The organism is Streptomyces sp. NPDC090108 (assembly GCF_044747185.1).
Classification (GTDB): domain Bacteria; phylum Actinomycetota; class Actinomycetes; order Streptomycetales; family Streptomycetaceae; genus Streptomyces.
Genome location: NZ_JBIVDQ010000009.1, coordinates 159,989 through 173,025, shown reverse-complemented (window position 1 = coordinate 173,025; position 13,037 = coordinate 159,989). Strand labels below are relative to the sequence as shown.

Genomic DNA, 13,037 nt, shown 5'->3' with positions numbered 1-13,037 from the left:
GTCGACGGTCCGCCGGCTTGTCGTGAGGAGGACTGCGGTGAGCGAGACGAGCCCCAAGCTGCGCGCGGAGCTGGAGGGTATTCCCACCTACAAGCCGGGCAAGGCGGCCGCGGCCGAGGGTCCGGTCGCCTACAAGCTGTCCTCCAACGAGAACCCCTACCCCCCGCTGCCGGGTGTGATGGAGAGCGTCACCGCCGCCGCCGGCAATCTCAACCGCTACCCGGACATGGCCTGCGGTGGCCTGATGGAGGAGCTGTCGAACCGCTTCGGCGTCCCGCTCTCGCATCTGGCCACCGGCACCGGCTCGGTGGGCGTGGCCCAGCAGCTCATCCAGGCCACCAGCGGACCGGGCGACGAGGTGATCTACGCCTGGCGCTCCTTCGAGGCCTATCCGATCATCACGCAGATCAGCGGTGCGCGCTCGGTGCGGGTGCCGCTGACGGACGGCGACGTGCACGACCTGGACGCGATGGCGGACGCGATCACCGACCGGACGCGCCTGATCTTCGTCTGCAACCCCAACAACCCCACCGGCACCGTGGTGCGGCGGGCGGAGCTGGAGCGGTTCCTGGACCGGGTCCCGAAGGACGTGCTGGTGGTGCTGGACGAGGCCTACCGGGAGTTCATCCGCGACCCCGAGGTGCCCGACGGCGTCGAGCTGTACCGGACCCGGCCGAACGTGTGCGTGCTGCGCACCTTCTCCAAGGCGTACGGCCTGGCCGGGCTGCGGGTCGGCTTCGCGATCGCCCACGAGCCGGTGGCCGCGGCGCTGCGCAAGACCGCGGTGCCGTTCGGTGTCAGCCAGCTCGCGCAGGAGGCGGCTATCGCCTCGCTGCGGGCCGAGGACGAACTGCTGGGCCGGGTGGGCTCGCTGGTGTGCGAGCGGCAGCGTGTCGTCGAGGCGCTGCGGGCGCAGGGGTGGACGGTGCCGGAGAGCCACGCCAACTTCGTGTGGCTGCGGCTGGGGGAGAGCACGGCCGCGTTCGCGCAGGCCTGTGAGGAGCACGGCGTGGTGGTCCGGCCGTTCCCGGGCGAGGGCGTGCGGGTGACGATCGGGGAGACCGAGGGCAACGACATCTTCCTGAAGGTCGCGGAGGCGTTCCGCAAGGACGGCTGAGCCGGGGGACCCGTAGGGGGTCCCGAACTGAGGCCGACGGGCCCCGCCTTGGGCGGGGCCCTTCTCGTTGCCCCGTGGACCCCCCCTTCTCTCCCCGAATACCTGTGCGCCATAATGGCTTGTGAATGTGAACGCTTTCACAAGCTCGACCGATTGCTCCGTGTATTTCGTGACATATGGGGCGAAACGCCACGGTATTGCGGCGACGTAAGGAGAGTGACGACGTGGAACTGGCTCTGGCGCCGGAGACACTGGCGCGCTGGCAGTTCGGCATCACCACCGTCTACCACTTCCTGTTCGTCCCTCTGACGATCTCTCTGGCCGCGCTCACGGCCGGCCTGCAGACCGCCTGGGTGCGTACGGAGAAGGAGCGGTACCTCAGGGCGACGAAGTTCTGGGGCAAGCTCTTCCTGATCAACATCGCGATGGGTGTGGTCACCGGCATCGTGCAGGAGTTCCAGTTCGGCATGAACTGGTCCGCCTACTCGCGGTTCGTCGGTGACATCTTCGGCGCCCCGCTCGCCTTCGAGGCGCTGATCGCCTTCTTCTTCGAGTCCACCTTCATAGGCCTGTGGATCTTCGGCTGGGACAAGCTGCCCAAGAGGATCCACCTCGCCTGCATATGGATGGTCTCCCTCGGCACGATCCTGTCGGCGTACTTCATCCTCGCGGCCAACTCCTGGATGCAGCACCCCGTCGGTTACCGGATCGACAAGGCCAGGGGCCGCGCCGAACTGACCGACTTCTGGGCGGTGCTGACCCAGAACACCGCGCTCAGCCAGGCGTTCCACACGCTGGCCGCGGCCTTTCTGACCGGCGGCGCGTTCATGGTGGGCATCTCCGCCTACCACCTGACCCGCAAGAAGCACATCCGCGAGATGAAGACCTCGCTCCGGCTCGGCCTGGTGACCGTGGTCGTCGCCGGTCTGCTCACCGCGGTCAGCGGTGACGTGCTCGGCAAGGTCATGTTCCGCCAGCAGCCGATGAAGATGGCCGCCGCCGAGGCGCTGTGGGACGGGCAGAAGCCGGCGCCCTTCTCGGTCTTCGCCTACGGCGACGTGGACAAGGGGCACAACACCGTCGCGATCGAGGTCCCGGGCCTGCTGTCCTTCCTCGCCAACGACGACTTCTCCTCCTACGTCCCCGGCATCAACGACGTGAACAAGGCGGAGCGTCAGCGGTTCGGGCCCGGGGACTACCGGCCCAACATCCCGGTCGCCTTCTGGGGCTTCCGCTGGATGATCGGCTTCGGCATGGCCTCCTTCACCCTGGGCATGGCCGGGCTCTGGCTGACCCGCAAGAAGTTCATGCTGCCGGGGCATCTGCGGGTCGCCGAGGACGAGGTGCCCCGGCTCGTGCTGTTCAGGAACAAGGCGCTCGGCCCGAAGCAGACCGCCTGGTTCTGGCGCGCCGCGGTCTGGACCCTGGCCTTCCCGCTGATCGCCAACTCCTGGGGCTGGATCTTCACCGAGACGGGCCGTCAGCCCTGGGCCGTCTACGGCGTCCTGCAGACCCGGGACGCGGTCTCCCCCGGCGTCTCCCAGGCCGAGATCCTCACCTCGCTGATCGTCTTCACCGCGCTGTACGCGGTCCTCGCCGTGGTCGAGGTCAGGCTGCTCGTGAAGTACGTCAAGGCCGGTCCGCCCGAGCTGACCGAGGACGACCTCAACCCGCCCACGAAGATCGGCGGCGACCTGCGGGACGCCGACAAGCCGATGGCCTTCTCCTACTAGGCCGAGGGAACAGCCATGCACCTTCATGACGTCTGGTTCGTCCTGATAGCGGTCCTGTGGACCGGCTACTTCTTCCTGGAGGGCTTCGACTTCGGTATCGGCGTCCTCACCAAGCTGCTGGCCCGGAACCGGCCCGAGCGCCGGGTCCTGATCAACACGATCGGACCCGTCTGGGACGGCAACGAGGTCTGGCTGCTCTCGGCGGCGGGCGGCACCTTCGCCGCCTTCCCGGACTGGTACGCCACGCTCTTCTCCGGCTTCTACCTGCCGCTGCTGGCCGTGCTGGTCTGCCTGATCGTGCGAGGCGTGGCCTTCGAGTACCGGGCCAAGCGGCCCGAGGAGAACTGGCAGCGCAACTGGGAGGCCGCGATCTTCTGGGCCTCGCTGATCCCGGCGTTCCTCTGGGGCGTGATCTTCGGGAACATCGTGTACGGCGTGAAGATCGACCGGCACTTCGAGTACACCGGCGGTCTCGCGGACCTGCTGAACCCGTACGCCCTGCTCGGCGGCCTGACCACGCTCCTGCTGTTCACCTTCCACGGGGCGGTGTTCGCCGGGCTCAAGACCTCCGGGGACATCCGCCTGCGGGCGAGGAAGCTGGGCCTGCGGATGGGTCTTCCCGCCCTCGCGGTGGTGCTCGGGTTCCTGCTCTGGACGCAGGCCCACAGCGGCGACGCCGCGAGCCTGGTGGCCCTGGTCGTCGCGGTGGCCGCCCTGGCGGCCGCGCTGGCGGTGACGCGCGCGGGACGTGAGGGATGGGCGTTCGCCCTGTCCGGTGTGACCGTCGTGGCCACGGTGGCCATGCTGTTCCTGTCGCTCTTCCCGAACGTCATGCCCTCCACGCTCGACAGCGCCTGGAGCCTCAACGTGACCAACGCGGCGTCGAGCCCGTACACCCTGAGGATCATGACCTGGTGTGCCGCGATCGCCACCCCGGTCGTGCTGCTCTATCAGGGCTGGACCTACTGGGTGTTCCGCAAGCGGATCGGCACGCAGCACATCGCCGAAGCCGCGCACTGAGCCTGCGAAGGGTATGTTTCACGTGAAACACACCCTCGGGATGAAAGACACGTTTCACGTGAAACCGATCGATCCCCGCCTGATGCGATACGCCGGCGCGACGCGCTTCTTCCTCATGGCCGTCATCGTTCTGGGCGGCCTCGGAGCCCTCCTGGTGATCGCCCAGGCGATGCTCATCGCCGAGGTGGTGGTCGGGGCCTTCCAGCACGGACTGTCCGCCGGTGACCTCGCCACTCCCCTGCTGCTCCTGGCCGCGGTCGCCTGCGGCCGGGCGCTGGTCTCCTGGCTCACCGAGCTCGCGGCCCACCGGGCCAGCGCCGCGGTCAAGGCCGAGCTGAGGGAACGGCTGCTGGAGCGGGCGGCGGCGCTCGGTCCCGGCTGGCTGAGCGGTCAGCGGACCGGTTCGCTGGTCAACCTGGCCACCCGCGGTGTCGACGCTCTCGACGACTACTTCTCGCGCTATCTGCCGCAGCTGGGGCTCGCGGTGGTCGTCCCGGTGGCCGTGCTCGCGCGGATCGTCACCGAGGACTGGGTGTCGGCGGCGATCATCGTCGTCACCCTGCCGCTCATCCCGATCTTCATGATGCTGATCGGCTGGGCCACCCAGGCCCGGATGGACCGCCAGTGGGGACTGCTGTCCCGGCTCTCCGGACACTTCCTGGACGTGGTCGCGGGACTGCCCACGCTGAAGGTGTTCGGCCGGGCCAAGGCGCAGGCCGAGTCCATCCGCAAGATCACCGGCGAGTACCGCCAGGCCACCATGAAGACCCTGCGGATCGCCTTCCTGTCCTCCTTCGCCCTGGAGCTGCTGGCCACGCTGTCGGTCGCGCTCGTCGCCGTCACCATCGGCATGCGGCTCGTGCGCGGCGACATGGACCTGTACATCGGCCTGGTCATCCTGGTGCTGGCGCCGGAGGCCTATCTGCCGCTGCGCCAGGTGGGCGCCCAGTACCACGCGGCCGCGGAGGGCCTGGCGGCGGCGGAGGAGATCTTCGCCGTCCTGGAGACCCCGGTCCCGGCGTCGGGCACCGCGAAGGTCCCCGCCGGCGCGCTGGCCTTCGACGAGGTGACGGTCCGGTACCCGGGCCGGTCGTCGGACGCCGTCACCGGGGCGTCCTTCACCGTCGCACCGGGCGAGACCGTGGCACTGGTCGGCCCGAGCGGCGCGGGCAAGTCGACGCTGCTCAGCGTGCTGCTCGGTTTCGTGGAGCCCACCGGAGGCCGGGTGCTGATCGGGGGAGCCGATCTCGCCGGTCTCGATCTCCAGGAATGGCGGTCCCGGATCGCCTGGGTGCCGCAGCGCCCGCACCTGTTCGCCGGTTCCATCGCGGAGAACGTCCGGCTGGCCCGTCCCGACGCCGACGACACCGCCGTGCGCGCGGCACTGCGGGACGCCGGCGCGCTGGAGTTCGTGGACGCGCTGCCCGAGGGCGCCGGCACCCTGCTCGGTGAGGACGGAGCCGGGCTGTCCGCCGGACAGCGGCAGCGCCTGGCGCTGGCCCGTGCCTTCCTCGCGGACCGGCCGGTCCTGTTGCTCGACGAGCCGACGGCCGCCCTGGACGGAGCGACCGAGGCCGAGGTCGTGGCCGCCGTACGCCGGCTGGCCGTGGGCCGCACGGTGCTGCTGGTGGTGCACCGGCCGGCGCTGCTGGAGGCCGCGGACCGCGTGGTGCGTCTGGACCTGTCCGAGGAGGCCGCCGGGTCCCCGGAGGCGGCCGCCGGGGCGGAGGCTCCCGAGGGCGGCACGCCGGTCTCCTCCGACGACGCCCTCGTGGCCGCCGCGGAGGTCTCCGGCGCCGACGCCCTCGCCCCCGGGACCGTCACGGCCGCGGTGGACGCGGCGGACTCAGGGCTTTTCGACGAGACGGCCCCGGCCGAGGATCCGCGGGATGTGGCGTACACGCCGGAGACCGGCGTCAGCGCCTCGCGGAGGCACGTCCTGGCGCGCGTGCGGGCCATGGCCGGACCCCGACGCGGCCGGCTCCTCCTGGCCCTGTTCCTCGGCAGCCTGGCGCTCGGCTGTGCCGTCGGGCTGATGGCGACCTCCGGGTGGCTGATCTCGCGCGCTTCGCAGATGCCCCCGGTGCTCTACCTGATGGTGGCCGTGACGGCGACGCGGACCTTCGGCATCGGGCGGGCCGTCTTCCGGTACGCCGAGCGGCTGGTCTCGCACGACGCCGTGCTGCGGATGCTGGCCGACACCCGGGTCGCCGTCTACCGGCGGCTGGAACGGCTCGCTCCCGCCGGTCTGCGGGCGACCCGGCGCGGCGACCTGCTCACCAGGCTGGTCGCCGACGTGGACGCCTTCCAGGACTACTGGCTGCGCTGGCTGCTGCCCGCCGGTGTCGCGACGGTCGTCTCCGCCGGCGCCGTCGGCTTCACGGCGTGGCTGCTGCCCGAGGCCGGGGCCGCCCTCGCGGTGGGCCTTTTCGCGGCCGGTGTCGGCGTTCCGCTGATCACCGCGGCCGCGGCCCGGCGTACCGAGCGGCGGCTGGCGCCCGCACGGGGCGTGCTCGCGACCCGGGTGACCGACCTGCTCACCGGAAACGCCGAGCTGACCGTCGCCGGAGCCCTGCCGTTCCGGGCTGCCGCCGCGCGGGAGGCCGACGGCACGCTCACCCGGATCGCCTCGCGCGCGGCCGCCGTCACCGGCCTCGGTGACGGTCTGACCGCACTGATCTGCGGCCTCACCGTCACGGCCGCCGCGGCGCTCGGCGCCCACGCGGTGGCCGACGGCAGGCTCGGCGGCGTGCTGATGGCCGTGGTCGTCCTCACCCCGCTGGCCGCCTTCGAGGCGGTCCTCGGGATGCCGCTGGCGGTGCGGTACCGCCAGCGGGTGGGCCGCAGCGCGGAGCGGGTGTACGAGGTGCTCGACGCCCCCGATCCCGTGCACGAGCCGGAGCGGCCCGCCACGGCGCCCGCCGCGCCCTTCCCGCTCGTGGTCCGGGACCTGACCGCCCGGCACGACGGCCAGCGGCGCGACGCGCTCGCCGGAGTCGGCCTCACCCTGGAGGAGGGCCGCCGGATCGCCGTGGTCGGTCCCTCCGGTTCGGGCAAGACCACGCTCGCCCAGGTGCTGCTGCGGTTCCTCGACGCGGACTCGGGCAGCTACACGCTTGCCGGGGTCCCGGCGGACACGCTCGACGGCGACGACGTACGGCGGCTGGTCGGGCTGTGCGCGCAGGACGCGCACCTCTTCGACAGCACCGTGCGGGAGAACCTGCTGCTCGCGCGGAAGGACGCCACCGACGAGGAGCTGCGCGACGCGCTGACCCGGGCCCGGCTGCTGGACTGGGTGGCGAGCCTGCCCGAGGGGCTGGACACGCACGTCGGCGAGCACGGGGCCCGGCTGTCCGGCGGGCAGCGTCAGCGCCTCGCGCTGGCCCGCGCGCTCCTCGCCGACTTCCCCGTGCTCGTCCTGGACGAGCCGGCCGAGCACCTCGACCTGCCGACGGCGGACGCGCTCACCGCGGATCTGCTGGCCGCCACCGAGGGCCGCACGACGCTGCTGATCACCCACCGGCTCGCGGGGCTCGACGCCGTCGACGAGGTCGTCGTCCTGGACGCCGGCCGGGTGGTGCAGCGCGGCCCCTACGCGGAGCTGGTCGAGGCGGACGGTCCGCTGCGCGCGATGGCGCGGCGGGAGGCGGAGGCGGAGTCGCTGGTCGGAGCGCGCTGACCGGCGGCCCCGACCGGGGCCGACGACGGCCGGGGGGCTCCGGCCGGGGTCGACGACGGCCGGGCGGCTCCGGCCGGGATCGGCGTCGGCCGGGCGGCTCCGGCCGGGGTCAGCGTCGGTTGTCGAGCAGGCGCTCGATCACGGCCGCCACGCCGTCCTCGTTGTTGGAGGCCGTACGGCCCGAGGCGGCGGCGACGGCGTCGGGGTGGGCGTTGCCCATCGCGTAGGACCGTCCGGCCCAGGTCAGCATCTCGACGTCGTTGGGCATGTCCCCGAAGGCGATGACCTCCTCGGGGGCGATGCCGCGCTCGGCGCAGCACAGGGCCAGCGTGCTGGCCTTGGACACGCCGGGACCGCTGATCTCCAGCAGGGCGCTGGGGCTGGACCGGGTGACACCGGCGTGGTCGCCGATCGCGCGCCGGGCGGCTTCGAGGAAGGCGTCGGGGTCCAGCTCGGGGTGGAAGGCGAGGATCTTGAGCACGGGCTGGTCGGCGTCCGGGCCGTCCGGTGCGAGGAGGTCCTCGGCCGGCAGCAGCGTGCCCGGTATCTCCATGTGCAGCTTGGGGTAGGCCGGCTCCTGGTTGAAGCCGAAGGTCTGCTCGACCGCGTACATCGTGCCGGGCGCCGCCTCGCGCAGCAGCCGTACGGCCGTCAGCGCGTTCTCCCTGGCCAGCTCGCGCACCTTCACGAACCGGTGGGCGCCGGGGCCGCCGTGCAGGTCGACCACGGCGGCGCCGTTGCCGCAGATCGCCAGGCCGTGCCCGTGCACGTGATCACTGACGACGTCCATCCAGCGGGCCGGGCGGCCGGTGACGAAGAAGACCTCGATGCCCGCCTCCTCCGCGGCCGACAGGGCGGCCACGGTCCGCGGGGAGACCGAACCGTCGTCGCGCAGCAGCGTGCCGTCGAGGTCGGTGGCGATCAGCCGCGGCGGCGGCCCCGCGGAGTCTTCCGGTGCGGGCGAGGCCGGGAACGTGGGGGTGGCCGGGGTCCCGGGCCGCCTGGTCGCTGAGGTCATCGCGTCATTCTCGCGCATGCGCGCCTTCGCGGGCGTGTGATGTCGGCCGGACGGAGCCGTGCGGAGCGGCGGCCGCGGCGGGAGGGACGCGACGGCGCGAGGACGGCGCGGGCACGAAGCGGGGACGACGCGGAGACGAAGCGGGGGCGCCGCCCGCGCGGCCCGGAGAGGGGCCCGGGCCTGCGCCCGGGATCCCCGTGGGCGGGGCGTGGAGGGACCGGGGGCGGAGGGCCGCGGGATCGTGGGCGGCCCGGGGAGGGGCCCGGGCCTGCGCCCGGGATCCCCGTGGGCGGCGCGTGGAGGGACCGGGGGCGGAGCGCTGCGGGATCGTGGGCGGCCCGGGGAGGGGCCCGGGCCCGCGCCCGGGATCCCCGTGGGCGGCGCGTGGAGGGACCGGGGGCGGAGCGCTGCGGGATCGTGGGCGGCGCGTGGAGGGACCGGGGCGGAGAGGTTCCTCACACGGCCCGTGGCGCCGGGGGCACGTGGGGCGGGGCGCCGGAGCGGTGTCCGGCACGCAGGACGTCCCGGCGGCCGTCCGCGCTGCGTGTCCGGCTCGTCCGCCGCTGTCCGGACACGGCGGGCGCCGCCGTAGGCTCTGAGGCATGAGTCTGCGTCTGAGCACCGTGATCCTCCCGTACCGCCGCTGGCACGAGGGGAGCCGCGAGGCGTGGCAGCGCGCCGAACAGCTCGGCTTCCACAGCGCCTACACCTACGACCACCTGTCCTGGCGAAGCTTCCGGGACGGCCCCTGGTTCGGTGCCGTGCCCACGCTGACCGCCGCCGCGGCCGTCACGGAGCGGATGCGCCTGGGCACCCTGGTCACGTCCCCCAACTTCCGGCACCCGGTGACGCTCGCCAAGGAACTGGTGTCCCTGGACGACATCTCGGGCGGCCGGATCACGCTCGGCATCGGTGCCGGCGGCACCGGCTTCGACGCGACCGCGCTCGGGCAGGATCCCTGGACGCCGCGAGAGCGTGCCGACCGGTTCGCCGAGTTCGTGCCGCTGCTGGACCGGCTGCTGACCGAGGACACGGTCACGCACGAGGGCCGGTTCTACTCGGCGCACGAGGCGACGAACATCCCCGGCTGTGTGCAGGGGCCCCGGCTGCCGTTCGCGGTCGCGGCCACGGGCCCGCGCGGTCTGAAGCTGGCCGCGCGCCACGGGCAGGCGTGGGTGACCACCGGCGACCCGAAGCTGTACGAGAACGGCACTCCCGAGGAGTCGGTCGAGGCGCTGCGCGGGCAGCTGGGCAAGCTGTCCGCTGCGTGCGCGGAGGCCGGCCGGGACGTGGCCGGGATGGACAAGATCCTGCTCACCGGCTTCACCCCCGACCGCGGCCGTCCGCTGGAGTCCTTCGACGCGTTCGTGGACTTTGCGGGGCGCCACCAGGAGCTGGGCTTCGACGAGATCGTGATCCACTGGCCCATCCCGGACTCCGACTTCGCCGCCGACCAGAAGGTCTTCGAGCGGATCGCCCTGGAGGCTCCGGCGCAGCTGGCGTGAGCGCGGCCGTCCCGCCCCCTGTTCCGGCCCCGTCCCCCTTTCCGGGGCGGCCCGGCGGGGCGGGACGGTGCCAGCAGGGCCCGGAGCGGAACGGTCTCAGCGGGGCCCGGAGCGGAACGGTCTCAGCGGGGCCCCGGAGCGGGACGGTCTCAGCGGGGCCCGGCGGGCGGGATCGTGTCAGCGTGGCCCGGGGAAGCGCAGGTAGCGCGGGGGCACGGCTCCGGTCAGCCAGACGCCGTTCGCGCTGACCTGGAAAACATGGCCGTCGCGGTGCATCGCACCGGCGTCGACGGTGAGGACGACGGGCCTGCCGCGGCGGGCGCCGACCCGGGTCGCGGTCTCCCGGTCCGCCGAGAGGTGGACGTCGTGCCTGCGCATGGGCTTGAGCCCCGTGGCCCGGATCGCTTCCACGCTCGCCGGCACCGTGCCGTGGTAGAGGTACGGCGGCGGGGTCGCCGGGGGGAGTCCGAGGCTGACGTCGACACTGTGGCCCTGGCTGGCGCGGATCATCGGGCCGTCGACCGCGAACCGCTGCTTGTCGTTGGCGGCCACGACATGGTCGAGTTCCTCGCGGGTGATCCGGAAGCCGTGGGCGGCCGCCGCGGCGAGCAGGGTGTCGATCCCGACCCAGCCGGCCGCGTCGAGGGTGAGCCCGATGCGTCCGGGCTGGTGACGCAGGTGCTTCGAGAGGTACTTCGACACCTTCACCACGCGCTGGTCGTCCATCTTTCCCGCTTGTCCTTCTTTCGTATGGTCGGCATCAGAGGTCATGGCGACAGGATGGCGGAGAGACGCGGATCACGCAGGTTCTTTTCCCTCCGAGGTTTGATCCACAGCCAACTGGAGTTATCCACACGGAACATGGGCGGACTGTGGACAACTCCAGCGCGATGCGCGGCTGTTCGGCAACTCCGTGTCGGTTGAGGGCTGATGGAGCGGAAGAGCCCAACATGTCCGCTCTGCGCACGGATTGGCGAACTGACCTTGGAGAAAAGGAAGAAGCCGCTCAGAGTCTCGGTTGCACGCGGGCGATCCTCCGCAACATCCTTGGCGCGAAACGCGACAGCAGGTGCATGCTCCGGGCCTCCGGGGTCACCGGAACCACCGCACGGTCGTGGACCACGGCGTCCATGATCGCTTCGGCGACCTTCTCCGGCGGGTAGTTGCGCTTTCCGTACAGCAGCGCCGCCCGCTCACGCAGCCGGCGTTCCTCGTCCTCGTCGACGCCGGTGAAGCGGGCGGCCGAGGTGATGCCGGTGTCGATGAAGCCGGGGCAGATCGCGGTGACTCCGATGTCCCGCGAGGCCAGTTCGGCGCGGAGGGACTCGGACAGCATCAGCACCGCCGCCTTGGAGGTGCCGTAGGCGGGCAGCGCACGTGAGGGCTGGTAGGCGGCCGCCGAGGCGATGTTGACGATGTGGCCGCCCTGGCCGCGTTCGAGCATGCGTGCGCCGAACAGGCGGCAACCATGGATCACACCCCACAGGTTGACGTCCAGGACCCTGCGCCAGTCGGCGGAGGTGGTGGTGAAGAAGGAGCCCGACAGACCGATCCCGGCGTTGTTGACGAGGACGTCCACCACCCCGTGCTCGCGGTGCACTCTCTCGGCCAGCTTTTCCATCGCCTGCTCGTCGGCGACGTCCACCGTCTCCGCCCAGGCCGCCGGAGCACCCGCCAGGACCGCCGACTCGGCGGTGCGGGCGGCCGATCCGGAGTCCCGGTCGACGGCCACCACGCGCGCCCCGCTCTGCGCGAACCTCAGCGCCGTGGCACGGCCGATACCGCTTCCCGCGCCCGTGACGAGGACCAACTGGCCGTGGAAACGGTCGGTGTGGCGGACGGCAGGGGCCGTGGCGGTGCGCCCCTTCTCGACACCGGTCACGAACTCGTCGATCCAGGAGACGAGTTGGTCGGGACGGCTGCGCGGGATCCAGTGTTTCGCCGGGAGGGTGCGCCGGGTGAGCCGCGGTGCCCACCGCTCCAGGTCGTCGTAGAGCCGCTCGGACAGGAACGCGTCCCCCTGCGGGGTGATGAGCTGCACGGGCACGTGGGAGTACGCGTCCGGACGCGGCCTGCGCAGCCGGGCGCGGACGTTGTCCCGGTACAGCCAGGCGCCGTGGGCGGCGTCGGAGGGCAGCGAGGAGGTCGGGTAGTCGCCGGCGGGCAGCTTCTCGGCCCGCTGGAGCAGCTTCGGCCACTGTCTGCCGAGGGGGCCGCGCCAGGCCAGTTCGGGCAGGGCGGGGGTGTGCAGCAGGTAGACGTACCAGGACTTGGCTCCCTGGCCCAGGAGCTGACCCACCCGGCGGGGCGTCGGACGCTTCACGCGGGCGTCGATCCAGTGCCCGAAGTGGTCGAGGGAGGGCCCGGACATCGAGGTGAACGAGGCGATGCGGCCCCGGGTGCGGGCGACCGTGACGAACTCCCAGGACTGCACCGAGCCCCAGTCGTGCCCGACGAGGTGCACCGGGCGGTCCGGGCTGACCGCGTCGGCCACGGCCAGGAAGTCGTCCGTGAGCTTGGCCAGGGTGAAGCCGCCGCGCAGCGGCCGGGGCGCCGTCGAGCGTCCGTGGCCGCGGACGTCGTACAGGACGACATGGAATCCGCGCCGCTCGGCCAGCTGGACCGCGACCTGCGACCACACCTCCTTGCTGTCCGGGTAGCCGTGCACCAGCACCACCGTCGGACGGCCGGGATCGCCCAGTTCGGCGACGCACAGCTCGATCCCGCCGGTTCGCACCCGGCGCTCACGCGCGCCCTTCAGTGACATGTGTCCTCCGTCCGGTGCCGCACATCCCCACGCTCGGCCGCCCTCGGGAGCGTCTCCCCGACCTTCGCGGGCCCGATCCGCGCGAAGAGACACCCCCTCGGCCCTGGTGAATGTCGCAGTTGTTAGAGAGGACGTCAACAGTGCGGGATCAAGGGCCGGTCCCCCCACTCGCCCGCGTCATCCCCGTGCCGCCCCTCA

Annotated in this window: 8 protein-coding genes; 5 read left to right on the top strand and 3 right to left on the bottom strand. The window is 72.3% G+C overall.

Annotation, left to right across the window (positions count from 1 at the left end; translation table 11 throughout):
- The first annotated feature begins 37 nt into the window (after window positions 1-37).
- The 4 genes from hisC (at window position 38) to cydD (ending at window position 7,549) form a co-directional block, all read left to right on the top strand.
- Entirely contained in the window at window positions 38-1,117 is a 1,080-nt protein-coding gene (gene hisC, locus ACIPRD_RS28960) for a histidinol-phosphate transaminase (protein WP_356402172.1), read from the top strand.
- Window positions 1,118-1,341: 224 nt separating this feature from the next.
- A complete protein-coding gene (locus tag ACIPRD_RS28955; RefSeq protein WP_401567280.1) occupies window positions 1,342-2,850 on the top strand; it encodes a cytochrome ubiquinol oxidase subunit I in 1,509 nt (502 codons plus the stop codon).
- A gap of 15 nt (window positions 2,851-2,865) precedes the next feature.
- Window positions 2,866-3,870, top strand: a complete 1,005-nt coding sequence (gene cydB, locus ACIPRD_RS28950; RefSeq protein WP_401567277.1) for a cytochrome d ubiquinol oxidase subunit II — start codon at window positions 2,866-2,868, stop codon at window positions 3,868-3,870.
- Between the two features lie 58 nt (window positions 3,871-3,928).
- The gene (gene cydD, locus ACIPRD_RS28945; protein WP_401567275.1) at window positions 3,929-7,549 is read left to right on the top strand and encodes a thiol reductant ABC exporter subunit CydD; all 3,621 of its coding nucleotides are present in this window, start codon (window positions 3,929-3,931) and stop codon (window positions 7,547-7,549) included.
- A 109-nt stretch (window positions 7,550-7,658) separates the two neighbouring features.
- On the opposite strand, the gene ACIPRD_RS28940 is transcribed toward cydD, so the two are convergent.
- Entirely contained in the window at window positions 7,659-8,567 is a 909-nt protein-coding gene (locus ACIPRD_RS28940; RefSeq protein WP_401567272.1) for a Cof-type HAD-IIB family hydrolase, read from the bottom strand.
- Window positions 8,568-9,169: 602 nt separating this feature from the next.
- On the opposite strand from ACIPRD_RS28940, the gene ACIPRD_RS28935 reads away from it, so the two are divergent.
- Window positions 9,170-10,072 (top strand): LLM class flavin-dependent oxidoreductase, encoded by a 903-nt coding sequence (locus tag ACIPRD_RS28935; protein ID WP_356402183.1) that lies wholly within the window; start codon window positions 9,170-9,172, stop codon window positions 10,070-10,072.
- 177 nt (window positions 10,073-10,249) lie between these two features.
- Here the strand turns inward: ACIPRD_RS28935 and ACIPRD_RS28930 are convergent, their stop codons facing one another.
- Both ACIPRD_RS28930 and ACIPRD_RS28925 read right to left on the bottom strand, forming a co-directional pair.
- Window positions 10,250-10,798: an RNA 2'-phosphotransferase gene (locus ACIPRD_RS28930; RefSeq protein WP_401567269.1), complete on the bottom strand. Its 549-nt coding sequence runs from the start codon at window positions 10,796-10,798 to the stop codon at window positions 10,250-10,252.
- Between the two features lie 280 nt (window positions 10,799-11,078).
- The gene (locus tag ACIPRD_RS28925) at window positions 11,079-12,839 is read right to left on the bottom strand and encodes an SDR family oxidoreductase (protein WP_401567266.1); all 1,761 of its coding nucleotides are present in this window, start codon (window positions 12,837-12,839) and stop codon (window positions 11,079-11,081) included.
- Window positions 12,840-13,037: the final 198 nt, after the last annotated feature.